The organism is Streptomyces sp. NBC_01474 (genome assembly GCF_035918215.1).
Classification (GTDB): Bacteria; Actinomycetota; Actinomycetes; order Streptomycetales; family Streptomycetaceae; genus Streptomyces; species Streptomyces aureus.
This window is the reverse complement of the sequence record NZ_CP109449.1, coordinates 3,076,950-3,100,240: the sequence shown is the minus strand read 5'-3', so window position 1 is coordinate 3,100,240 and position 23,291 is coordinate 3,076,950. Positions and strand designations below refer to the sequence as shown.

At 70.8% G+C, this 23,291-nt stretch carries 22 protein-coding genes; 17 read left to right on the top strand and 5 right to left on the bottom strand.

All coding sequences use genetic code 11. The annotated features are described in order from the left end of the window. The first annotated feature begins 151 nt into the window (after nucleotides 1–151). From OG758_RS14485 to OG758_RS14470, 4 genes are all read left to right on the top strand, one after another. A complete protein-coding gene (locus OG758_RS14485; protein ID WP_326710382.1) occupies nucleotides 152–1,336 on the top strand; it encodes an ROK family glucokinase in 1,185 nt (394 codons plus the stop codon). Continuing rightward, nucleotides 1,336–1,914: a sugar kinase gene (locus tag OG758_RS14480; RefSeq protein WP_326710381.1), complete on the top strand. Its 579-nt coding sequence runs from the start codon at nucleotides 1,336–1,338 to the stop codon at nucleotides 1,912–1,914. The genes OG758_RS14485 and OG758_RS14480 overlap by 1 nt, the downstream gene beginning before the upstream one ends. 168 nt (nucleotides 1,915–2,082) lie before the next feature. Continuing rightward, a complete protein-coding gene (gene pcaDC, locus OG758_RS14475) occupies nucleotides 2,083–3,366 on the top strand; it encodes a bifunctional 3-oxoadipate enol-lactonase/4-carboxymuconolactone decarboxylase PcaDC (RefSeq protein ID WP_326715914.1) in 1,284 nt (427 codons plus the stop codon). A 68-nt stretch (nucleotides 3,367–3,434) separates the two neighbouring features. Continuing rightward, the gene (locus OG758_RS14470; RefSeq protein ID WP_326710380.1) at nucleotides 3,435–4,070 is read left to right on the top strand and encodes an MBL fold metallo-hydrolase; all 636 of its coding nucleotides are present in this window, start codon (nucleotides 3,435–3,437) and stop codon (nucleotides 4,068–4,070) included. A 27-nt stretch (nucleotides 4,071–4,097) separates the two neighbouring features. Here OG758_RS14470 and OG758_RS14465 read toward each other — a convergent pair whose 3' ends face one another. Beyond that, nucleotides 4,098–4,670 carry an isochorismatase family protein gene (locus tag OG758_RS14465; RefSeq protein WP_326710379.1) on the bottom strand — a complete coding sequence of 191 codons (573 nt, stop codon included), beginning with the start codon at nucleotides 4,668–4,670 and terminating at the stop codon, nucleotides 4,098–4,100. A gap of 150 nt (nucleotides 4,671–4,820) precedes the next feature. On the opposite strand from OG758_RS14465, the gene OG758_RS14460 reads away from it, so the two are divergent. Continuing rightward, on the top strand, nucleotides 4,821–5,600 hold the full coding sequence (locus OG758_RS14460) for an exodeoxyribonuclease III (protein ID WP_326710378.1): 780 nt from the start codon (nucleotides 4,821–4,823) through the stop codon (nucleotides 5,598–5,600). A 75-nt stretch (nucleotides 5,601–5,675) separates the two neighbouring features. Here OG758_RS14460 and OG758_RS14455 read toward each other — a convergent pair whose 3' ends face one another. Further along, nucleotides 5,676–7,493, bottom strand: a complete 1,818-nt coding sequence (locus tag OG758_RS14455; RefSeq protein ID WP_326710377.1) for an SGNH/GDSL hydrolase family protein — start codon at nucleotides 7,491–7,493, stop codon at nucleotides 5,676–5,678. Between the two features lie 122 nt (nucleotides 7,494–7,615). Here OG758_RS14455 and OG758_RS14450 point away from each other — a divergent pair, with 122 nt between their 5' ends. The 5 genes from OG758_RS14450 (at nucleotide 7,616) to OG758_RS14430 (ending at nucleotide 11,366) form a co-directional block, all read left to right on the top strand. Beyond that, nucleotides 7,616–8,056: a DUF6278 family protein gene (locus tag OG758_RS14450; RefSeq protein ID WP_116508095.1), complete on the top strand. Its 441-nt coding sequence runs from the start codon at nucleotides 7,616–7,618 to the stop codon at nucleotides 8,054–8,056. A 106-nt stretch (nucleotides 8,057–8,162) separates the two neighbouring features. Further along, the gene (locus OG758_RS14445) at nucleotides 8,163–8,906 is read left to right on the top strand and encodes an amino acid ABC transporter ATP-binding protein (protein WP_326710376.1); all 744 of its coding nucleotides are present in this window, start codon (nucleotides 8,163–8,165) and stop codon (nucleotides 8,904–8,906) included. 16 nt (nucleotides 8,907–8,922) lie between these two features. Then, on the top strand, nucleotides 8,923–9,846 hold the full coding sequence (locus OG758_RS14440) for a glutamate ABC transporter substrate-binding protein (RefSeq protein ID WP_266558309.1): 924 nt from the start codon (nucleotides 8,923–8,925) through the stop codon (nucleotides 9,844–9,846). A gap of 9 nt (nucleotides 9,847–9,855) precedes the next feature. Then, the gene (locus tag OG758_RS14435) at nucleotides 9,856–10,500 is read left to right on the top strand and encodes an amino acid ABC transporter permease (RefSeq protein ID WP_326710375.1); all 645 of its coding nucleotides are present in this window, start codon (nucleotides 9,856–9,858) and stop codon (nucleotides 10,498–10,500) included. Beyond that, nucleotides 10,497–11,366 (top strand): amino acid ABC transporter permease, encoded by an 870-nt coding sequence (locus OG758_RS14430; RefSeq protein WP_326710374.1) that lies wholly within the window; start codon nucleotides 10,497–10,499, stop codon nucleotides 11,364–11,366. The genes OG758_RS14435 and OG758_RS14430 overlap by 4 nt, the downstream gene beginning before the upstream one ends. Nucleotides 11,367–11,420: 54 nt before the next feature. Here OG758_RS14430 and OG758_RS14425 read toward each other — a convergent pair whose 3' ends face one another. Next, nucleotides 11,421–12,995 (bottom strand): alpha/beta fold hydrolase, encoded by a 1,575-nt coding sequence (locus OG758_RS14425; RefSeq protein ID WP_326710373.1) that lies wholly within the window; start codon nucleotides 12,993–12,995, stop codon nucleotides 11,421–11,423. A gap of 143 nt (nucleotides 12,996–13,138) precedes the next feature. Beyond that, a complete protein-coding gene (locus tag OG758_RS14420; RefSeq protein ID WP_326710372.1) occupies nucleotides 13,139–13,897 on the bottom strand; it encodes a hypothetical protein in 759 nt (252 codons plus the stop codon). A gap of 103 nt (nucleotides 13,898–14,000) precedes the next feature. Between OG758_RS14420 and ggt the strand changes: the two genes are divergently transcribed. Both ggt and OG758_RS14410 read left to right on the top strand, forming a co-directional pair. Next, complete coding sequence (ggt, locus tag OG758_RS14415; RefSeq protein WP_326710371.1) at nucleotides 14,001–15,860, top strand: gamma-glutamyltransferase; 1,860 nt, start codon at nucleotides 14,001–14,003, stop codon at nucleotides 15,858–15,860. A 170-nt stretch (nucleotides 15,861–16,030) separates the two neighbouring features. Beyond that, nucleotides 16,031–16,729: a glycoside hydrolase family 75 protein gene (locus OG758_RS14410; protein WP_326710370.1), complete on the top strand. Its 699-nt coding sequence runs from the start codon at nucleotides 16,031–16,033 to the stop codon at nucleotides 16,727–16,729. Between the two features lie 21 nt (nucleotides 16,730–16,750). Here the strand turns inward: OG758_RS14410 and map are convergent, their stop codons facing one another. After that, entirely contained in the window at nucleotides 16,751–17,518 is a 768-nt protein-coding gene (map, locus tag OG758_RS14405; RefSeq protein WP_326710369.1) for a type I methionyl aminopeptidase, read from the bottom strand. A gap of 52 nt (nucleotides 17,519–17,570) precedes the next feature. Between map and OG758_RS14400 the strand changes: the two genes are divergently transcribed. From OG758_RS14400 to OG758_RS14380, 5 genes are all read left to right on the top strand, one after another. After that, the gene (locus OG758_RS14400) at nucleotides 17,571–17,822 is read left to right on the top strand and encodes a helix-turn-helix domain-containing protein (RefSeq protein WP_326710368.1); all 252 of its coding nucleotides are present in this window, start codon (nucleotides 17,571–17,573) and stop codon (nucleotides 17,820–17,822) included. A 118-nt stretch (nucleotides 17,823–17,940) separates the two neighbouring features. Beyond that, nucleotides 17,941–19,275, top strand: a complete 1,335-nt coding sequence (locus OG758_RS14395) for a hypothetical protein (protein WP_326715913.1) — start codon at nucleotides 17,941–17,943, stop codon at nucleotides 19,273–19,275. Between the two features lie 174 nt (nucleotides 19,276–19,449). Beyond that, the gene (locus OG758_RS14390; RefSeq protein WP_326710367.1) at nucleotides 19,450–20,292 is read left to right on the top strand and encodes a nitrilase-related carbon-nitrogen hydrolase; all 843 of its coding nucleotides are present in this window, start codon (nucleotides 19,450–19,452) and stop codon (nucleotides 20,290–20,292) included. A gap of 47 nt (nucleotides 20,293–20,339) precedes the next feature. After that, entirely contained in the window at nucleotides 20,340–21,626 is a 1,287-nt protein-coding gene (locus OG758_RS14385) for an aspartate aminotransferase family protein (RefSeq protein WP_326715912.1), read from the top strand. 51 nt (nucleotides 21,627–21,677) lie between these two features. Further along, nucleotides 21,678–23,222, top strand: a complete 1,545-nt coding sequence (locus tag OG758_RS14380; RefSeq protein ID WP_326710366.1) for a PucR family transcriptional regulator — start codon at nucleotides 21,678–21,680, stop codon at nucleotides 23,220–23,222. The last annotated feature ends 69 nt before the right edge of the window (nucleotides 23,223–23,291 follow it).

Genomic DNA, 23,291 nt, shown 5'->3' with positions numbered 1-23,291 from the left:
CGCGGGGCTGTGACATTTTGCGGCTCCGTCGCGGGCACGCCCCGCGGCAACGGACCCGCAGACGGGACGGGACCCGCGGCAGCGTCACCGAGCCCCGGCCCCGGAAGCTCGCGATGAGCCACAGCGGTCGGCGAATGGCACAATCGGCGCGATGAGCACCTACCGCGACCTCGCACACCGCGGCTCCGCACGAGCCACTGTCCTGCGGACCGTCGGCACGCGCGAGCGCCGTTCCCACCTGACGGCGCCCCGCGTCCCGACCGTCGGTATCGACATCGGCGGTACGAAGGTGATGGCGGGCGTCGTCGACGCCGACGGCAACATCCTGGAGACCCTGCGCGCCGAGACGCCGGACAAGTCCAAGAGCCCCAAGGTCGTCGAGGACACGATCACGGAGCTGGTGCTCGATCTCTCCGACCGGCACGACGTGCACGCTGTCGGCATCGGCGCGGCGGGCTGGGTCGACGCGGACCGCAACCGCATCCTGTTCGCGCCCCACCTGTCGTGGCGCAACGAGCCCCTCCGGGACCGGATCTCCAGCCGGCTCTCCGTGCCGGTACTCGTCGACAACGACGCGAACACGGCCGCCTGGGCCGAGTGGCGGTTCGGCGCGGGCCGTGGCGAGGACCACCTCGTCATGATCACGCTGGGCACCGGCATCGGCGGCGCGATCCTGGAGGACGGCCAGGTCAAGCGCGGCAAGTTCGGCGTCGCCGGTGAATTCGGCCATATGCAGGTCGTCCCCGGCGGCCACCGCTGCCCGTGCGGCAACCGCGGCTGCTGGGAGCAGTACAGCTCCGGCAACGCGCTCGTGCGCGAGGCCCGCGAGCTCGCCGCCGCGGACTCCCCGGTCGCGTACGGGCTCATCGAGCGCGTCAAGGGCAACGTCCCCGACATCACGGGCCCCCTCATCACCGAGCTCGCCCGCGAGGGCGACGCCATGTGCATCGAGCTGCTCCAGGACATCGGCCAGTGGCTCGGTGTCGGCATCGCGAACCTCGCGGCCGCCCTCGACCCGTCCTGCTTCGTCATCGGCGGCGGCGTCTCCGCGGCCGACGACCTGCTGATCGGCCCGGCCCGCGACGCCTTCAAGCGCCACCTCACGGGCCGCGGCTACCGCCCCGAGGCCCGCATCGCCCGTGCCCAGCTCGGACCCGAGGCCGGTATGGTCGGCGCCGCGGACCTCGCCCGGCTCGTCGCCCGCCGCTTCCGCCGCGCCAAGCGCCGTCGCGTGGAACGGTACGAGCGCTACGAGCGTTACCACCAGGGCAAGGGCTTCGGCCTCGGCCCGCAAAGCCCGGCGAGCGCCGCCGGCGAGAATCAGGGACCCAAGTAATGACCGTGCCACGCCAGCCCTCGTCCCCCGACGAAGGGCAGCACCCCCCTGACAACCGCCGGAGGGTCATCCGCCGCCGCGCGCTCACGCTGCTCACGATCGTGCTGCTCATCGGCGTGCCCGCAGGCTATCTGGTGATCTCCGCGGACCAGAGCCGTAGCAGCGGCAAGGACAAGGAGGCCAAGTACTCCGCCACGGGCCTCACCATCGGCTGGCCCTCCAAGGTCCAGCGCCGGCTGTACCAGGTGCCGGTCCCGGTCTCCTCCGCCAAGGGCGTCGCGTACTACGAGACGAACAACCTCAGGACGAGCCGCCTCTACGTCCGCTTCCGCACGACGGACGCGGGCCTCGACAAATTCCTGAAGACCATCGGGACCAGCTCGTCCAAGCTGAAGAAGGACGAGCTCACCATCAGCGCGCGCAACCAGAAGGTCGTGGGCTGGGTCTTCAACGGCCCCGGTCCGTACTGGGGCCTCACCCACAAGCAGAAGAACCCCGAGCCGACCCTGGACATCGTGGTGAACCGCGCGAACCCGGCGAAGCCCTTCGTGTACGTGGTGTCGACGACGACGCCGTAGCGCCGGCGCGCACCCGGCGCCGCTCACCGCTCCTCGCGGCCGGCGGCCTTCACACCTCCTTTTCGAACCCCATACACCACCAGCCCCACGCATACACTCCGTGCGCACTCACGGGCCCCGCCCCGAACCCTCACAGAGCGACTGGATAGCGTGGAGCAAGTGAGTGAGATGAAGACACCTGCCCTCCAGTACCGCCTCGACGGCCCGGACGACGCCCCGGTACTCATCCTCGGGCCCTCGCTCGGCACCACCTGGCACATGTGGGACCGGCAGGTACCCGAGCTCGCCCGGCAGTGGCGGGTGTTCCGTTTCGACCTTCCCGGGCACGGCGGCGCCCCCGCCCATCCGGCCGGTTCCGTGGCCGACCTCGCCACGCGGCTCCTGGCCACGCTCGACGAACTCGGCGTGCAGCGCTTCGGCTACGCGGGCTGCTCCCTGGGCGGCGCCATCGGCGCGGAGCTGGCGCTGCGCCACCCCCAGCGCGTGGCCTCCCTCGCGCTGATCGCGGCCTCGCCCCGCTTCGGCACCGCCGACGAGTTCCGCCAGCGCGGCGTGATCGTCCGCAGCAACGGCCTCGACCCCATCGCCCGCACGTCCCCCGAGCACTGGTTCACCAGTGGCTTCGCGGCCGCCCAGCCCGCCATCACCGACTGGGCCGTGCAGATGGTGCGCACCACCGACCCGGGCTGCTACATCGCCGCCTGCGAGGCGCTCGCGTCCTTCGACGTACGGGCCGAACTCGGCTCCATCGGGGCCCCCACGCTCGTCCTCGTCGGCTCCGACGACCAGGTGACCGGCCCCGCCCAGGCGCGCACGCTCGTCGCCGGCATACCGGACGCCCGGCTCGCCGTGGTGCCCGCCGCCTCGCACCTCGCCCCGGTCGAGCAGCCCGCAGCCGTCACCGACCTCCTCGTACGGCACTTCTCCACCGCCTGGCAGCCCGCGTACGAGACCGGGCAGCATGCGATCCCCGCGGCCCCCGTCAAGCCCGTCCTCGCGCCGCCGCCCCCGCCGGTCGCACCCGTCGCGGAGATCGGCCCCATGGAGGCCCAGCCCGAGGCGGCTGTCCGGCCCGACCGGCACGACATGGGTCTCAAGGTGCGTCGTGAGGTGCTCGGCGACGCGCACGTCGACCGGGCCCTGGCCTCTGCGGACGCCTTCTCCGGCGACTTCCAGGAGTTCATCACCCGCTACGCGTGGGGGGAGATCTGGAGCAGGCCCGGCCTCGACCGCCGCATGCGCAGCTCCGTGACGCTCACCGCGCTCGTGGCCGGCGGCCACCTCGACGAGCTGGCCTTCCACACCCGGGCCGCCCTGCGCAACGGCCTCACCGCTGACGAGATCAAGGAAGTGCTGCTCCAGGCCGCCGTGTACTGCGGCGTGCCCGCGGCGAACTCGGCGTTCAAGGTGGCCCAGGCCGTGATCCGGGAGGAGACCACGCCGCAGGAGTAGCAGCCGCAGGAGCAGAGGACGGGCGCCGGGACGGGCCGGACGCGGGCGGGGAGAGCAGGATGGTTCGTATGAAGCTCACGAAGAAGATCCATGCCTGCGTCCGCCTGGAGAAGGACGGGCGGACGCTCGTCATCGACCCGGGCGGCTTCTGTGAGGAGGACGCGGCTGTCGGCGCCGAGGCGATCCTCGTCACGCACGAGCACGCGGACCACTTCAACGAGGCACGGCTGCGGGCGGCCCTCGACGCCGACCCGGCCACCGAGATCTGGACCCTGAAGTCCGTGGCCGACAAGATCTCGTCGGCGTTCCCGGGGCGGGTGCACACGGTCGGGCACGGTGACACGTTCGAGGCGGCCGGTTTCGACATCCAGGTCCACGGCGAACTGCACGCCGTCATCCACCCGGACATCCCGCGCATCACGAACGTCGGCTATCTGATCGACCACGGCCGCGTCTTCCACCCCGGCGACGCGTTCACCGTCCCCGACCAGCCCGTCGAGACGCTCCTCGTGCCCGTGATGGCCCCCTGGAACAAGATCGCCGAGGTCATCGACTACCTCCGCGAGGTCGGTCCGCAGCGCGCGTACGACATCCATGACGCGCTGCTGACCGACCTGGCGTGGCCCATCTACGAAGGGCAGATCGGGGCGCTCGGCGGCACGGACAACCTGCGGCTGACGCCGGAGGAGTACGCGACGCTCTGAGCGTTTCCCGAAACTTGCGAACTCCCGTTACCGGCCGAGGAGTTCGACGACCTCGTCGGTCGTGGCGAGTTCCGCGATCCGCGGGAAGATCTTGCCGAAGCTGTGCTCGTGGGAGGCGGCGTCCGTGTCCGTCGTCGCGTCCTCGACCACCGTGAGGTGGTAGCTCAGCTCGAACGCGGACCGGGCGGTGGACTCGACGCCGATCGAGGACGAGATCCCCGCGAGCACGATCTGCGTCACTCCGCGGCGGCGCAGCTGGAGGTCCAGCTCCGTCCCGGTGAAGGCGCCCCAGTGGCGCTTGGTGATCACGATGTCGTCGCCGAGCGGGCCGAGCTCGTCCGGGAACTCGGAGAACGCGGCGGGCGGCGCCTGCGTGAGCCCCGGGGTGGCCGACCGGCTCACCGGCAGGTCGCCGCCGTCGGGGGACCAGGCGACGCGGACCCGCACGACGGGCAGGCCCTTGGCGCGGAAAGCCTCCGCCAGCGTGGCCCCGTTCTTCAGGACGGCGTCGGCGGGGTGGACGGTGGGGAGGCCGAGGATGCCGTTCTGGAGGTCGATGAGGACGAGGGCGGTGCGCTCGTCGAGGGTGGTGGCGGGCATGGGGGTGCTCCTTGCGGATCCGGGGGAGATGCTTCGACAGGCTAACTTTCAAGCAGGGAAACTTGCAAGGTAGCCTGCCTATCGCACTCCTGTCTGCGGGTGCCCCCGGGTCCGGCGGGCGTTGTCCTACCCGCCCGGTAAGTTGTGGGCATGCGGATTGCTACCTGGAATGTGAACTCGATCACCGCCCGGCTGCCGAGGCTTCTCGCCTGGCTGGAGAGCACCGGGACGGACGTGCTGTGCGTCCAGGAGACCAAGTGCACGGCCGAGCAGTTCCCCGCGGACGAGCTGCGCGAGCTGGGCTACGAGTCCGCGGTGAACGCGACGGGGCGGTGGAACGGCGTGGCGCTGATCTCCCGCGTCGGCCTGGAGGACGTCGTCACCGGCCTGCCCGGCGACCCCGGTTACGAAGGCGTCCACGAGCCCCGCGCGATCTCCGCCACGTGCGGCCCCGCGCGCGTGTGGTCGGTGTACGTGCCGAACGGCCGCGAGGTGGACCACCCGCACTACGCGTACAAGCTCCAGTGGTTCGAGGCGCTCAAGGCGGCCGTCGCGGGCGACGCGGGAGGCTCCCGCCCGTTCGCCGTGATGGGCGACTACAACGTCGCGCCGACGGACGACGACGTCTGGGACATCTCCCTCTTCGACGGCGCCACGCACGTCACCCCCGCGGAGCGCGCCGCGCTCGCCGCGCTCCGTGAGACGGGCCTGTCCGACGTGGTCCCGCGCCCCCTGAAGTACGACCACCCCTTCACGTACTGGGACTACCGCCAGCTCGGGTTCCCCAAGAATCGCGGCATGCGCATCGACCTCGTCTACGGGAACGAGCCGTTCGCCAAGGCGGTGAAGGACTCGTACGTGGACCGGGAGGAGCGCAAGGGCAAGGGCGCCTCGGACCACGCGCCGGTGGTCGTGGACCTGGACGTGTAGGGCCAGGCCGCTTCGCGATCCGGGGGACTGGAGGCGAAGACCCGAATGCCCCCGTGATCCGAGGGGGCCGGGGCCCTACGGCTTCAGCGCCTCCAGATCCACCGCCCGGGCCATCGCATCGAGCCCCGCGTCCCCGGGGTGCAGATGGTCCCCGCTGTCGTACTCGGGCCGGATCCGCGCGGGATGCGCCGGATCCCGCACCACGGCGTCGAAGTCGACCACCGCGTCGAAGTCGCCCCCGCTGTCCCGCACATACGCGTTGACGACCTCCCGCTCCCGGTCCGCCGTGGCCGTGCACAGGGCCTCGCCCTCGCACGGAGTGACCGTCGCCCCGACCACGCGCAGGCCCCGCGCGTGGGCGCGGGCGGCGATCTCCCTCAGCCCGGCGACGACCTGGGCCCCGGAGAAGCCGGCCCGTACGTCGTTGACGCCCTGGAAGACGACGACCGTGCGGGCCGACGTCTGGGACAGCACGTCCCGGTCGAGGCGGTGCAGTGCGCTCACGCCGCCCGTGTCCGTGGAGGCGCCGTCCCCCGCATAGCGGTCGCCCGTCACCCGGTTCGCCGAGATCCCCTGGTTCAGGACCCCGTAGTGCGGCACCGCGTCCTGCTCGCGCAGCCGGGTGGCGAGGACGTCGGGCCAGCGGTGGTTCGCGTCCGGCTTCGACTTCACGCCGTCCGTGATGGAGTCGCCGAGCAGGACGACCGACCCGGGCCCGCCGCCCACGTCGACACCGGTGAGCAGCGGCCAGTACGTGATCGTCGACGTGTACGAGGCCGCTGAGGCCTCCGCCGCGTGATCGCCCGGCAGACTCACGAACGAGCGCTGGATCGCCTGGCTGTGCACCGGTGCCGTGGCGACCGCCTCCGGGAGGTGAAAGCTGACCAGCAGATTCGCGCCCGCCGGCACATCGAAGCCCACCGCGTCGCTGAACGCCTGCGCCCCCGCGGGGATCTCCGTACCCGCCGCGCCGCGGAACGTCAGCGGCACCGGGGCGGCCTTGGCCCCGGCGCCCGCGTCCTGCACGGCCACCGTCGCGCTCCCGACCCGCACCGGCGTCGACGCGAACGTGTTGTCGAGCCGGATCCGCACACGCGGCCCGCCCACGCTGGTGTGCACGACCAGCCGCACCGTGCGGTCCGCCCAGGGTCCGACGGCCGTGTATCCGGCGGTGGACGCCGACCAGGTGCCGGTCCACCCCGGCGCGGGCGAGCGCACCGACAGGGCGAAGACATGCAGATCGGGGGCGCCGGGGTCCCGGGGCAGATCCACCGAGGCGATCTCGCGTCCCTTGGCCACGGGCACGGTGACGACGAACAGGCGTGTCTTCTCGGCGAGTTGGCCGCCGGGCGTGTTGCGGTGGGGCAGCGCCACGGACTTGGTCGCGAGCGGCCCCGTGCGCCAGTCGGGCGCGGTGAGACGGTACGTGGAGCGCGAGCCGTCCCGGTAACGCACGGTGCCGGAACCGGCCGCGTCGCCGCCGGTTCCGGCCACCAGGAAGGAGAGCGCGTCGCCCCGGCCGCGCACGCGGACGCGCTGGCCGTCGGCGCGCACGTTGTCCGGCCCCGTCGCCGCCGTGCGCGGCCAGGTGAGGCGGGCGCCCTCAACACCCAAGGCACGCCCGGGAGTCCAGCCGGCCGCCGTCAGATCCCCGGCGGACAGCGAGCTGCCCGACCCGTCGAAGTCGGCCTCCCCGGCCCGGTCGTCGGCGCTGACCGCCCTGTTGTCGAAGAGCCGCTCCAGGGGGAGCGGCTCGGGTCTGTGCGGGGCGGCCTGCGCGACGGCGGTCGGGGCGAAGCCCGTAAAGAGCGCCAGTACAGCTGCCGTTCCCCAGACACGTCGGCGCACGACCGACTCCCTCCACTTGCGGGTGAGACGTGACAGGTGCGCCATGAAGTTAAAGACGAGACAGGTTCGCGTCAATGCGCCGCGTGCGAACGTGGCCCGAACTCTCCGTAACGGGGCTCCGCGCGCCCTGTGGTGCGACGGCCTGCGGGGATGTCAGGGTGAGTGGTATGAACATCCCTTTCTTGGACAACTGGCGCAAGAAGCACGGCTCCGCTTTCGGCGTGGCCGTTTTCACCGAGGGTGACGGCGGGGCCGAGGGCGTCGCGGAGCTTCTCTCCGAGTGCGAACTGCTGCGCTCGCAGGCGCACGAGGCGGGGGTCGAACTGGACGACACCGTCGCGTCGTTGGAGGCACTCGACCAACTGGTGCCGCGCTGGCGCGAGGACGAGGAAGCGCTGCCGTGGCTCGGCAACGACGCGGGCCTGTACCTCGGTACGGTCCTCGTCCGCCAGGTGCCGGGCGCGATGTGGGTGATCTGGCCCAACGGGCAGCCGGTGGTGCGGCTCCGCTCCGGCCGCGAGGTCGACGTCGTCGCCGCGGGCCACGAGTGGGCGACGAGCGGGGCTCCCGAGCTGTCGCAGTTCTACGCCGAGACATCGGAGACGTAGGCCCGCAAATACGGTTAATGCCCCTGCGTGCGTGTCGTCGGTCAAGTCCAAAATTGACGTGGATAGTTTGCGCGGACCGACACAGCTGAGAGTGGGCAGGTCTGCCATGGCCGTCGATCCGTTGATCGAGCTGCGTGACGTCAACAAGTACTACGGGGAGCTGCATGTCCTCCAGGACATCAACCTCACCGTCGGCAAGGGGGAGGTGGTGGTGGTCATCGGCCCCTCGGGGTCGGGAAAGTCGACGCTCTGCCGGACGATCAACAGGCTCGAGACGATCCAGTCGGGGAACATCAGTCTCGACGGACAGCCGCTTCCGGCGGAGGGCAAGGCCCTCGCCCATCTGAGGGCCGAGGTGGGGATGGTCTTCCAGTCCTTCAATCTCTTCGCGCACAAGACGGTCCTGCAGAACGTCTCCCTCGCCCAGATGAAGGTGAGGGGCCGCAAGAGGGACGAGGCCGACAAGCGCTCCCGTGAACTCCTGGACCGGGTGGGGCTCGCCTCGCAGGCGGCCAAGTTCCCCGCCCAGCTCTCCGGCGGCCAGCAACAGCGCGTGGCCATCGCCCGCGCCCTCGCGATGGACCCCAAGGCCCTCCTCTTCGACGAGCCGACCTCGGCCCTCGACCCGGAGATGATCAACGAGGTCCTCGAGGTGATGCAGCAGCTCGCCCGCGAGGGCATGACCATGGTCGTGGTCACCCACGAGATGGGCTTCGCCCGCTCCGCCGCCAACCGCGTCGTCTTCATGGCCGACGGCCGCATCGTCGAGGACCGCACCCCCGAGGACTTCTTCACCAACCCTCGCAGCGAGCGGGCCAAGGACTTCCTCTCCAAGATCCTCAAGCACTGAGCGGGGAGCGCACCGCATGATCCGTCCGACACGTGTGTGCCGTGCCCTGGCGGCGCTCACGGCACTGCTCGCCGTCTCCACGGCCGCCGCCTGCGGCAAGGAGGGCAGCCCGCCGACCAAGGGCCCGGCCCCCGACAAGCTGCCCACCTACCAAGTGGCGAAAGACTTCCGACTGCCCTCCTCGCCCACCTGGGAGCGCGCCAAGAAACGCGGCTACTTCATCGTCGGCGCCAAGGAGGACCAGCCGTACCTGGGGGAGAGGGACCCGGCGACCGGCCTCTTCTCAGGCTTCGACATCGAGATCGCCAAGATGATGTCCGCCTCGCTCGGCTTCCCCCCGAAGACCATCCACTTCAAGACGATCGCCTCGGCCAACCGCGAAACCGCCCTGCAGAACGGTCAGATCGACTACTACGTCGGCACCTACACCATCAACGCCATGCGCAAGAAGCTCGTCGGCTTCGCGGGCCCGTACTTCCTGGCGGGTCAGGACCTGTTGGTACGCAAGGACGAGAACGACATCCACGGCCCGCAGGACCTGGCCGGCAAACGCGTCTGCTCGGCGAGCGGTTCGACCCCCTACCAGCGCATCAAGACCGACTACCCGAAGGCGACGCTCGTCGCGTACGACACGTACTCGGTCTGCGTCGACAACCTGCTCACCTACCAGGTCGACGCCGTCACCACCGACGACGCGATCCTGATCGGCTTCGCGGCGAAGGTGCCCGACCAACTCAGGGTCGTGGGCAAGCCGTTCTCCGAGGAGCCGTACGGCATCGGTGTGCGGCGCAGCGACAACGCGCTGCGGATGGCGCTCAACGACGCTTTGGAGGCCCGCGAGAAGAACGGCGACTGGAAGAGGGCCTTCGAGGCGACGCTCGGCCAATCCGGCGTGCCCGCGCCCACCCCGCCCCCCATCGACCGCTACCCGGCGAGCTGAGGAGGCCCCGTGGACGTACTGACCAGCAATTTCTCCACCTTCGCCAAGGGGTTCCTCGGGACGGTCGAACTGACCGTCTACGCCTCGATCCTCGCGCTCGTCCTCGGCTTTGTGATGGCGTCGTTCCGGGTCGCGCCCGTCGGATCCTTCCGGGCCTTCGGTACGGTCTGGGTCAACATCCTGCGCAACACCCCGCTGACCCTGCTGTTCTTCGCGGTGCTGCTCGGCCTGCCGCGCTTCGGAATCGTGCTGCCCTTCAAGGTGTTCGCGATCCTCGCCCTCGGCTGCTACACCTCGGCGTTCATCTGCGAGGCCCTGCGCTCCGGCATCAACACCGTCCCGAGGGGACAGGGCGAGGCGGCCCGCAGCCTCGGCATGACGTTCGGCCAGACGCTGTCGATGGTGGTGCTCCCGCAGGCCTTCCGGTCCGTCATCCCGCCCGTCGGCTCGACCCTCATCGCCCTCGCCAAGAACTCGGCGATCGCCGGCGCGTTCAGCGTCAACGAGCTGCTCGGCACCTACAAGACCCTCAGTGAGCTGGGCTACAACATCATCTGGACCTTCTTCTGGATCGCTGTCGGCTACCTGATCATCACCCTCACCATCAGCGCGATCTTCAACGTGCTCGAAAAGCGCTGGGGAGTTCCCCGATGAAAGCTCTTGCCCACGACGCGACGGCGCTCTACGACGTACCGGGGCCGAAGACCGAGCGCCGGCACCGGCTGTACGGGGTGCTGTCCACGCTGATCCTGCTCGGCCTGCTCGCCTGGATCTTCTACCTCCTGTTCGACACCGACCAGTTCACGTACACGAAGTGGATGCCGTTCGAGTACAAGGGCATCCAGGAGCTGCTCCTTCGCGGGCTCGGCAACACGCTGAAGGCCTTCGCCATCGCCGCCGTGCTCTCGCTCGTGCTCGGGACCGTCCTCGCGGTGGGGCGCCTGTCCGACCACAGGCCGGTGCGCTGGCTCGCCACGCTCGTCGTGGAGTTCTTCCGCGCGATGCCCGTACTGGTGATGATCTTCTTCATCTTCGTGGCGCTGAAGGTCCAGCCGCTGCCCGCCCTCGTCGCCGGGCTCGCCCTCTACAACGGCTCGGTGCTCGCCGAGGTCTTCCGCTCCGGCGTCAACTCCGTCGAACGCGGCCAGGGCGAGGCCGCGTTCGCGCTCGGCATGCGCAAGACCCAGGTCATGACGCACGTCCTCGTGCCGCAGGCCGTACGCGCCATGCTGCCCGCCATCATCAGCCAGCTGGTGGTCGCCCTGAAGGACACCTCGCTCGGCTATCTCATCACCTACGAGGAGTTCCTCCACGCCGGGAAACTCATCGCCTCGAACCTCGACTACGATTTGCCTTTCATCCCCGTGGTGATGGTGATCTCTCCGATCTACATCGGGATGTGCATGCTGCTTTCGTGGTTCGCCCAGTGGGTGTCCAAGCGCCAGCGGCGCAACCCCAAGGTCGAGGCGGCCGAAGTCGCCCCGGCCGAACCGGGGACGCTGCTGCCGGGGGTGCAGTAGCAGGGGCTCCTTGCAGAGACCACAGGGCCATGCCCGCCCGGCAGCAGCCGGAGATCACTGCTCGCGCAGGGGGATCGACACGTATGACGGGTCGTCCTTCGGCGAGGAGAAGGTCAGCTGTGCGCCGGTCGGGTTGTGCTCGATATAGAGCGGGTCGACCGTGTCGACGACCAGGGCGAGCCGGTGCCCTGCCGGGACGTCGTAGGCCGTGGAGAACAACTCCAGGTCCACGCCGAACGGAGCACCGGGTGTCTTGCCGTGGAAGGTGTACGGCGCGTTGCTGACCAGCTTGCCGAGGCCGAGCGGGCCCACGTCGTAGAGGTACGCGACGAGGGTTCCGCTCTCCTTGGTCGGGGTGAGCGTCGTGTGCAGCTTCGCCGTCCCGCGCACATGCTGTTCGGACGTGTACTTCTCCGACTGCCACACGCCCGCCCAGCGGCGCGGCAGCAGCGGCACCGAGGCCGTCGGGGGCAGCCGCAGGAACTGGTCGAGGATGTTCGAGAGTTCCAGGAGCCCGCCGTTGGCGCCCGAGTCGACGTTCGTGTGGATCGTCGTCGTGCCCGCGAGGGCGATCTTCTTCTTCGTCGCGCCGACCGACTTCCAGTCGGGGTAGCTCTCGTACGCGCCGGTGGAGCGGGACTTGATGCGGACGGGGAGCTCGCGGTCGACGCCGTTGTCGTCGCCCTTGAGGTAGTGGTCGAACCAGCGGTGCGTGTCCTCCCACGTGTCGTTGGGCAGCCCGAGCAGTCCGGTCGCCTCGGCCGTGGCGTGGTCTCCGGGGCGGAACTCCAGGCGCTTGGGCGTCGTGAGCTTCTCGTAGAAGTTCGCGTACTGGTTGGGCGGGAAGATGGTGTCGCCCCAGGCGTTGCCGAGCAGGATGGCGGCGCCGTTCTTGTTGATGCTGTCGATGTACGTATCGGGGGAGCGCTTCTTGCCCCACGCGATCATGTCGTCCTCCTTGGCCAGGTTCGAGCCGAGGAAGTCCTTCATGACCTGCTGGAGTTCGGGGCTCGGGCGGCCCGTGAGATAGCCGGCGCCGGAGAGCAGGGCGGCGGCCTGGAAGTGCTGGGTGCGGCCCGAGTAGATCGAGTCGATCAGGTCGCCCCAGCCGCTGAGCGCCGCCACGGCCTTGATGCGCTTGTCGTGCCCCGCCGCGAGCAGGCTGATGCCCGCGCCGTAGGACACGCCCGCCATGCCGACCTTGTCCGGGTCGGCCTGGGTGTTCGCGAGGGCCCAGTCGATGACCTTCGAGGCGTCCTCGATGTCCTCGGGGCCGCCTACCTCGATCTCGCCGCCGGACTGCCAGAAACCGCGCGAATTGTAACTCACCACGACATAGCCGGAGTCGGCGAGCTGCTTGGCCTGGGCGAGGTACTCGATCTGCGGCACGGCCCAGCTCGTGGGGAGCACGACGACCGGGTATCTGCGCGAGGTGTCGGAGGGGGCCACGACGTTGGCCTTGAGGACCGTTCCGCCGGCGCCGCTGATGTCGACGAAGCGCACGCCCGGCCCCGGCGCCGCCTGCGCGGCGGGGGCCAGGCCGAGTGCCGCCCCGGCGATCAGGGTCGCGGACACGGCACCAACAGTGGTCGTACGCAGCGCTCTGCGCGGGTGTCGCGGGTGTCCCACGGGTCACTCCTCACTCGTGTCAGTGCAAAGTGACCCGACGGTAACCGTGGCGTCTTACCGTAGGTAACCCGTCGGTAAGTTACGTACGGGTAACGATGTTCTGTTGTTCAACGGAGTCCGCCGGACAGCAGGTCAGGAGCGGGTCACTTCGCCCGGTGCGAGGAGGTGCGGGGCGTATCCGCCGGGGCCGGCGCCTGGGCGGCGCGGGTGACGTCACCGACCAGCTCGACCACATCAGGGCCGTACGCCTGGGAGTTGACGACCTTCAGGAGGAGCGCGAACGCGTTGCCGCCGTGCTTGCGGGCCAGACGCTCGTGGTGGCGGGCGAGATAGCGGGTGGCCGCCTGGTTGGTGACCGGCAGCTGGCCGCAGAAGAGGAAGACCGGGCGCGAGCCCTGCCCCTGGCCCGCCGTCAGCCGGGCGAGCAGCACGTACTCCGTGATCCCCGGCTCCAGGCGGTAGCGCTCGCTGCCTATCTGGAACGCGCCGCGGTCGGGGCCGGGCTCCGGGTCCGTGTTGACGCGGACGCCCGGCAGAAGGCTGTGCATATGGGCGGCCATCCGGCGGTTCGACGCCGGTCCGCCCACGCAGAACTCCGTGCGCTCCCCGAAGCCCTGCTGGGCCGTGTCGTGCGCGACGACCTGCGCGTGCGCCCCGCAGTCCTTGATGATCGCCGAGAGTTCGAGCAGGGCGAAGACATCGTGACGCTTGACCGTCAGCTCGGGGCCGCCCGCGTCGCGGTTGACCACGAGGAGCGACTCGGAGTTGTCGGGCAGCCCGAAGAAGGCCTGCCTGCGGCGGAGTTTGCGCTTCCACAAGTAGGTGCGGGCGAGCCAGCCAAGGGCGGCGCTGATCCCGGCTGCGATCACGCCGAGGACGATGTTGCGCACGTCTTCAGTCATGGGGGCGCATGCTAGCGGTCGGACGGATCCTTGTTCGAGGGGGTCCTGACGCCATCGCGAACTGAAGTTACGCTGCGCGGACGGCTGTTGACTGGAGGTACGGATGAGACGTCCTGTTGCGCGGAATCAGCGGAATCAGCGAGGTCTGCGAAGTCTGCGGAATCTCTCGGGACTGGCGGTCGCGGCCACGTTGGTGACGGTGGGCGCTGCCGCGCCCCCGGCTTCCCCCGCGTCCGAGGCCCACGACGCGCCCGTGCAGAAAGTGCCGCTGGCCGTCGGCTACGGCGGTGCGGTCTCCAGCGTCGACGCGGACGCGTCCGCCGTCGGCATCGAGGTCCTGCGCAAGGGCGGCAACGCGGTCGACGCCGCCGTCGCCACGGCCGCGGCGCTCGGCGTCACCGAGCCGTACTCCGCGGGTGTCGGCGGAGGCGGCTACTTCGTGTACTACGACGCGAAGACCCGCAAGGTGCACACCATCGACGGCCGCGAGAGGGCCCCGCTCACCGCGGACTCGGGGCTGTTCCTGGAGAACGGCAAGCCGCTCGACTTCAACGACGCGGTGACGAGCGGCCTGAGCGTCGGGACGCCGGGCACGCCCGCCACCTGGCAGACCGCGCTCGACACCTGGGGCAGCGAGCGCCTCGGCTCGGTGCTGAGGCCCGCGCAGAAGCTGGCGCGGGACGGGTTCAGGGTCGACGACACGTTCCGCTCCCAGACCGAGGCGAACCAGGCGCGGTTCAAGGACTTCCCCGCCACGGCCAAGCTGTTCCTGCCGGGCGGCGCGCCCCCCGTCGTCGGCTCCACGTTCAAGAACCCCGATCTCGCCCGCACCTACGAGGAGTTGGCGCAAAAGGGCGTCGGCGCCATCTACCGGGGCGACATCGGCGAGGACGTCGTACGCACCGTGAACAAGCCGCCCGTGGACCCGGCGTCGGGCCGGGTCGCGCGGCCCGGCAAGCTGTCCGTCAAGGACCTCAAGGCGTACGGGGCGAAGCTCCAGGCCCCGACGCGGACCTCGTACCGCGGGCTCGGCGTCTACTCGATGGCGCCGTCGTCCTCGGGCGGCACGACGGTCGGCGAGGCGCTCAACATCCTTGAGCGGACGGACCTGTCGAAGGCCACGCAGGAGCAGTATCTGCACCGCTACATCGAGGCGAGCCGGATCGCGTTCGCGGACCGCGGGCGCTGGGTCGGCGACCCCGCCTTCGAGGACGTGCCGGCGAAGGAGCTGCTCTCGCAGCGGTTCGCCGACTCGCGGGAGTGCCTCATCAAGGACGACGCGGTCCTGACGAGTCCGCTGGCGCCGGGCGATCCGCGGCACCCCGGCAAGTGCGGTGAGCCGGGCGACAAGGCCGCCCCGACGACGTTCGAGGGCGAGAACACGACCCATCTGACGGTCGCCGACAAGTGGGGCAACGTCGTCGCGTACACGCTGACGATCGAGTCGACGGGCGGCAGCGGCATCACGGTCCCGGGCCGCGGCTTCCTGCTCAACAACGAGCTCACGGACTTCTCGTTCGCGCCGGCCGGCCCGGCGGTCCACGACCCGAACCTCCCGGGGCCCGGCAAGCGCCCGCGCTCGTCGATCTCCCCGACGATCGTCCTTGACCGGCACGACCAGCCGGTGGTGGCGCTCGGTTCGCCCGGCGGCGCGACGATCATCACGACCGTTCTGCAGACCCTGACCGGCTTCGTCGACCGCGGGCTGCCCCTGGTGGACGCGATCGCCGCGCCCCGCGCCAGTCAGCGCAACGCGGCGGCGACGGAGCTCGAACCGGGCCTGTGGGACTCGCCGGCGAGGGCGCGCCTGGAGGCGCTCGGCCACGTCTTCAAGCAGAACCCGGAGATCGGCGCGGCCACGGGCGTGCAGCGCCTGAAGAACGGCGAGTGGCTCGCGGCGGCCGAGAAGGTGCGGCGCGGCGGCGGCTCGGCGATGGTGGTGAGGCCGGCCTCCGGCGGCTGACCGAACGTGCGGTGAGGGGCCCGTGGGTCCCGCCGGTTGATATGCGATCGATGTCAACTGGCGGGAGCCGCGGGCCCCTTGGCGTATTCCAGGGGTTGGCAGGTACCTGCGGTGGCGCAAGATTTGCTCCCTGAAGGTAAGGAAACTTTGCTAACAGAAGGGTCCCCCACGTGCGTACCCGAACGCTCGCCCTCACCGCCTCCGCCGGAGCCGCGCTGCTCGCCACGGCTCTGCTCCCCACGAACGCCACCGCCCGCGAGAGCGGCCCCCAGCGCGCCCAGGAGGGCACGGTCGGCGCGGCCGACCTGCTCGCCAAGGTCACGTCCTGCTCGCAGATATCGAACGGCAAGTACCGCACCGACGTGGAGGCCTCGGCGACCGTGCCGGTCTGCGGCAAGAACGGCGCGGTGTTCTGGAAGGCCGACATGGACATCGACTGCGACGGCCGGATCACCACGCAGTGCAACGCCGACACCGACCCGTGGTTCCAGGACGACACGGCCTTCCACCAGTCCGACGGCAAACCGCTGAGCGCCGAGAACCTCCCCTACGTGGTCGTGCCCAGCTCCAGCAGCATCTGGAACTACGCGGGAGCCGGCATCAAGGGCGGCGGCGTCGTGGCCGTCATCCACAACAACAAGGTCGAGTACGCGGTGGTCGGCGACACCGGCCCGGACAAGATCATCGGTGAGGCGTCCTACGCCACCGCGAAGGCCCTCGGCATCGACCCGGACCCAGAGACCGGCGGCACGGACTCCGGCGTCACGTACATCGCGTTCAAGAACAACCAGACGTCCCCGATCGAGAGCCACAGCGCGGCGGTGACCCTCGGCGACTCCCTGGCGAAGAAGTTCCTCCAGGACAACTGAGCCGGCGCCGGCGCGGCCCGCTCAGAGTGCCGTCAGGATCCGCGGCCCCGCGTCCGTGATGGCCACCGTGTGTTCGGCGTGCGCGGCGCGGGTGCCGTCGCTCGTGCGCAGGGTCCAGCCGTCCGGGGCCGCGTAGTAGTCGTCCATGCCTCCGGCGATCACCATCGGCTCGATCGCGATGACCATGCCGTGCTTGAGGCGCATGCCACGGCCCGCCCGTCCCTCGTTCGGGACGGGCGGGTCCTCGTGCATCTTGCGGCCGATGCCGTGCCCGCCGAAGCCGTCCGGGATGCCGTACCCCTCCGCTCGGCACACCTTGCCGATGGCGTGGGCGATGTCCCCGATCCTGTTGCCGACGACCGCCGCCGCGATGCCCGCCGCGAGCGCGCGCTCCGCCGTCTCGATGAGGCGTACGTCCTCGGGGCGCGCCGTGCCGACCGTGAAGCTGATCGCCGAGTCCCCGGCCCAGCCGCCCAGTTGGGCGCCGAAGTCGGCCGAGAGCAGGTCGCCGTCGCGCAGTCGGTACCCGTCGGGGATGCCGTGCACGATCGCGTCGTTCACCGACGCGCACAGGACCGCCGGAAAGGGGGTCGGGGCGAACGAGGGGCGGTAGCCGAGGAAGGGGGAGCTCGCGTCGGCCGCGCGCAGGACGCCGTGCGCCACCGAGTCCAGCTCCAGGAGCGAGACCCCTACGGCCGCCTTCTCGCGGACCGCCGCGAGCGCCTGGGCCACGACCCGGCCCGCTTCCCGCATCTCGTCGATCGATGTGTCTGTCTTGAGTTCCACCATGCCAATTACAATACCGGTATTTGAATGGGGGTTCTGCCAGTAGACTGGATGCATGGTCCGAACCCCCCTGACCCCCGAAGAGCGCGAGCGCGGTGAGCGGCTCGGCCTGCTGCTGCGCGAGGCCCGGCGCGGGCGGAGCATGGTCGAGGTCGCCGCGAGCGCGGGTCTGTCCGCCGAGACGCTCCGCAAGATCGAGACCGGCCGTGCGCCCACCCCCGCCTTCTTCACGGTCGCGGCCCTCGCCCTGACCCTCGGCCTCTCCATGGACGAGATCGCGGCGAGCTGCTCACCGGTGACCGTCTAGCTGCGGCGAGTGAGGACGGTGCCACTCCTGAAAAGCGCCCGTAGCGCCCTCGAAACACGGAGGGTGTTTTCTTCCGAAGCGGAAGACTCCACTCTGCGGAGGGATCGGGCGGCGTGTGATGGAAGTGGAACAACTCCCTGACCAGGTCCGGGAGTTCGCGGTGTACCTGCGGTACCTGCTGGCCCGGCTCGACCAGGACGCCGGCTGGTGCGGCATCTTCTGGCAGCGTGACCCCGAAGGGATGCGGGTCTGCCTCACGGGTGCCGAGGTGCCTCCCTGGGATGTCGTGGAAGCCCTGCTCCAGGATCTGGGCGTGGGCGGGGGATCCTACGAGGCCGAGGTCGAGTCGGAGACCGTACGGGCCCGTGCCCTGCACCGCGCCTCGCTCACCGCCTTCGACGCGCGGCCCGGCGGCCGTGACCTGCTCGGTGACCGGCTCGACGTGATGCTCCGCGAGCAGCGGTACGCCGCCGAGCGCCAGGTGGAGCTGGCCCAGCTCCTGCATACGGCCGCCACACGCGAGCAGGCGGAGGCGATGCGCCTCGACCTGGCCTGGGCGCGCGACGACCACGAACGCGCGACGGCCCGCTGCGCGGAGCTCCACCGGAGGATCGCGGACCTGGACCGCCGGCCGCCGCCATCGCGGCCACCCGTGCCCGTACCGCAGCAGCGCCCGCAGCCGGCGCCGCCCGAACCCCCGGGACGCTCCGAACCGCCCAAGGAGCGCAAGCGCCGCCCCCGCGGCAGCGCCCGTTTCGCCGGAATGCCCGACGTGGCCACGCCCGCCGACGACACGCCCCTGCCCACCGCCGTCGCCGTTCAGGGCCCGTTACGGGACTTTGCCGCGAGCCCCCGCGGCGCCCGGTTCGCCGGAGCCGGTGAAGGGGAGGCGACGGCACCGCCCGCCCCGCAGCACCTCGACAGCGAGGCGCGCGCCGCCATCGCCGCCTGCGTCGGCGCACTCCTCCGGCTGCGCGCCGAGGGCCGCGGCGGGGAGGCGCACGGAGTGCTCGTCGAGGCCGCCCACTGGCCCGCCGCCCGATTCCCGCTGCTCGCCGCCGAGTTGAACCGCGTGGGCCTCGGCGCGGACTGGGCGACCCTGCTCTGGGAGACGGCCTCGCTCCCTGCGGACCTCCTCGTGGCCGCCGCCGACGCGCTCGCCGCCGCGGGACGCACCGCCGACGCGCAGCAGATCCTGCGCCAGGGAGTGGGCCGCCCCGCCACCGAGATCGGCGCGTCCGTGCTCCGTCTGACCGGCGAGGGCCGCCATCGTGAGATCCGCGCGCTCCTCGACGCCTACGTCCGCGTGCGCACCCCCGAAGAGGCCGCCCGCAGCGTGCGCGACGACCCGGGGCGCCTCGTCCCGTTGCTCGTCGAGGCGGCGCGCGGCGTGTCCGACGAGCGGTACTGGGACGTCGTGCACGCGCTCAGAGTTGCCGGGTTCCACGCGTAGCCCGGTCGCTTCTCACCCGCACGGGTGCGAAACATGATCGATTCCGCCGGTTCACGGCGATGGTCTTGGCAAGGCCGCCGGTGAGGCTTACGTTCGACCCTCTACGGCCTGTGTCTACGGGCGTAGAGGCTCTCTGACGTCCCCCGGCGGGGGCAACAGGCAAAGGAGCGGCACATGGCCCACGTCGTACGCGCCGCGCTGGTCCAGGCGACCTGGACGGGCGACACCGAATCCATGATCACCAAGCATGAGGAACATGCGCGGGAGGCAGCCCGGCAGGGCGCCCGGATCATCGGCTTCCAGGAGGTCTTCAACGCCCCCTACTTCTGCCAGGTGCAGGAGGCGGAGCACTACCGCTGGGCCGAGCCCGTGCCGGACGGGCCGACCGTGACCCGGATGCGGGCGCTGGCCCGCGAGACCGGGATGGTCGTCGTCGTACCGGTCTTCGAGGTCGAGCAGTCCGGGTTCTACTTCAACACCGCGGCCGTGATCAACGCCGACGGCACGTATCTCGGCAAGTACCGCAAGCACCACATCCCGCAGGTGAAGGGCTTCTGGGAGAAGTACTACTTCAAGCCGGGAAACCTGGGCTGGCCGGTCTTCGAGACCGCCGTCGGCCGCGTCGGCGTCTACATCTGCTACGACCGGCACTTCCCGGAGGGCTGGCGCCAGCTCGGCCTCAACGGCGCCCAGCTCGTGTACAACCCGTCCGCCACGAGCCGCGGCCTCTCGGCGTACCTGTGGCAGCTGGAGCAGCCTGCCGCGGCCGTCGCGAACGAGTACTTCATCGCCGCGATCAACCGCGTCGGCGTGGAGGAGTACGGCGACAACGACTTCTACGGCACGAGCTACTTCGTCGACCCCCGCGGGCAGACCGTGGGCGACGCCGCGAGCGACAAAGCCGAGGAACTCCTCGTACGGGACCTCGACTTCGGCCTCATCGACGAGGTACGCCAGCAGTGGGCGTTCTACCGGGACCGCCGGCCCGACGCATACGAAGGGCTGGTGCAGCCATGACCACTGTCACTCGTGACGGAGCCGACGAAGGGACCCGTGCGACCTTGATGACCCCCGACCTCCACGCCCGTCACCGCGCCGTCCTGCCGGACTGGCTCGCCCTGTACTACGACCGCCCCATCGAGATCACCCACGGCGAGGGCCGCCACGTCTGGGACGCCGCCGGGAACAAGTACCTCGACTTCTTCGGCGGCATCCTGACGACGATGACCGCGCACGCCCTGCCGGAGGTGACCAAGGCGGTCAGCGAGCAGGCCGGACGCATCATCCACACCTCGACCCTCTACCTCAACCGGCAGATGGTCGAACTCGCCGAGCGTGTCGCCTCGTTGTCCGGCATCCCGGACGCCCGCGTCTTCTTCACCACCTCCGGCACCGAGGCCAACGACACGGCGCTGCTGCTCGCCACCGCGTACCGCCGCTCGAACCAGATCCTCGCGATGCGCAACAGCTACCACGGCCGGTCCTTCTCCGCCGTCGGCATCACCGGCAACCGAGGCTGGTCCCCGACCAGCCTCTCCCCCCTCCAGACGCTGTACGTCCATGGCGGGGTGCGCAGCCGGGGCCCGTACGCCCAGCTGACCGACGCCCAGTTCATCGAGGCGTGCGTCGACGACCTGCGCGACATCCTCGGCCAGACCCGAGGCGTCGCCGCGCTCATCGCCGAACCCATCCAGGGCGTCGGCGGGTTCACCTCGCCGCCCGACGGCCTGTACGCGGCGTTCCGCGAGGTACTCCAGGAGCACGGCATCCTGTGGATCGCCGACGAGGTGCAGACCGGCTGGGGCCGCACCGGCGACCACCTCTGGGGCTGGCAGGCACACGCGCAGAACGGTCCCCCCGACATCCTGACCTTCGCCAAGGGCATCGGGAACGGCATGTCCATCGGCGGTGTCGTCGCGCGTGCCGAGGTCATGAACTGCCTCGACTCCAACTCCATTTCGACGTTCGGCGGCTCGCCGGTGACGATGGCCGCCGGCCTCGCCAACCTCATCTACCTCCTCGAACACGACCTCCAGGGCAACGCCCGCCGCGTCGGCGGCCTCCTCATCGAGCGGCTGCGGGCCGTCGGCGCCACCATGGAGTGCGTACGAGAAGTGCGCGGCCGGGGCCTGATGATCGGCATCGAGCTGGTGAAACCCGGCACGGACGAGGCCGACCCGGACGCGGCGGCGCGCGTGATCGAGGCGGCCCGCGAGGGCGGACTCCTCGTCGGCAAGGGCGGCGGGCACAACACCAGCGTGCTGCGCATCGCGCCACCCCTGACGCTCACCGTCGCCGAGGCGGAGGAGGGCGCGGCGGTCCTGGAACGAGCCCTGCACAGCGCCTGTTAGCCGAGGCAGCGGGTCTGCCAGCCGAAGGCAGTGCCAACGAAGGGGCCCCCGATGACCGTCACCGTCGCCGAACACGGCCTGTCCGTACGGCAGATACTCGCCCTGGAGCGGATCGCGGCGGGGGACCCCGAGGTGGTCGCGGGGGCCGGTCACCTCGACCGGCCCGTGCGCTGGGTGCACGTCGCCGAGGCCGCCGACGTCGGGGTGATGCTCAGCGGCGGTGAGATGGTCCTCACCACCGGCGTCCTCCTGGCCGGGAACGCGCACGCCAGGACCGAGTACATCAAGTCCCTGCACCGCGCGGAGGCGGCGGCCGTCGTCCTCGGGCTCGGGCGTGCCTTCCCGTCACCGCCCGAGGACATGCGGCGCGCGGCCGAACGGTACGGGCTGCCGATGGTCGTCCTGCACCGCCCGTTCCCCTTCGCCGAACTCACGGAGGAGGTCCAATCGAGGCTCGTCCGGCGGAAGTTCGCCGCCGTCAGCCTCTCCGAGGGGATCCGCACCGCGCTGACCGGACTCATCACGGCGGGCGCCCCGCTCCAGCGGCTCCTCGACGAGATCGCCGCGCACAGCGGCTGCCCCGTCGTCGTCGCCAACCTCGCGCACCGCGTCCTCGCCACCGCCGGTGAGCGGTCCGCCGTGGACGACGTGCTGCGCGACTGGGAACGCATCGCGCGCCGGGCCGGCTGCGCGGACGGCGCCGACTGGTACCGCGCCGACCTCGACGGGCGCGGCGAGCGCTGGGGCAGCGTCGTGCTGTGCGGCTACCGGGGCGACGGTCCCACCGGACGGCTCCTCGCCGAGCGCGCCGCCGAGGCCCTTGTCCTGCACCGCATGCTCGGCGGCGCCGCCCACACCTGGGAGGAGCAGTCGGCGCAGAGCATCCTCACCGACCTCGTCTCCGGAGTCGTACCGGCCCGCCAGCTCCTGCCGCGGGCCAGGGCCGCCGGGCTCCCCGTCAACCGCCGCACCTTCGCCCCGCTCGTCGTCCGCGACGGTGACCCGGCCGAACTCAACCGCCTGCTACGCCTGTTGGGCCTGTCGGGACTCGCCGCCGAACTCGCGGACGGCGCCACCGCCGTCCTGCTCAGCCTCGCCCGCGACCAGGCCGTGGGACCGCTCACCGAGCACTTCGCGGCCCGCCTGCGCACCGGGGCGGGGGAGCAGGCCGTCGTGGCGGCCGCCGAGCCGTGCACCGGCTGGGAAGACGTGCCCGCCGGGCTGCGCGAGGCGCTGCACATCGCGCGGGCCGCGGCCGGCACCCCGGACGTCCCGCCCGTCGTGCGCCTGCGCGACGTACGCCTGCGGGGCCTCGTACGGCTCCTGCGCGACGACCCGCACGTCCAGGCCTTCGCCGAACGCGAGCTGGACGGGCTCCTGTACGCCGACGACCCTGGCCTGCTGCCCGTGCTGCGGACCTATCTCGCGACCGGGCGCAACAAGTCGCGCACGGCGCAGCTCCACCACATGAGCCGCCCCGCCCTCTACCGCAGGCTGGAGGCCATCGAGTCGCTCCTCGGCCTCGACCTCGACGACTTCGAGCAGGCCGCGTCCGTCCACATCGCCCTCCTCGCCCATGACGCGCAGAGAGGGTGACAGCGTGGAACGCCGTACGGCCCCAGACGTGACACGGTGCAACTCCGGTACGCGGCGGGGACTTCCTAG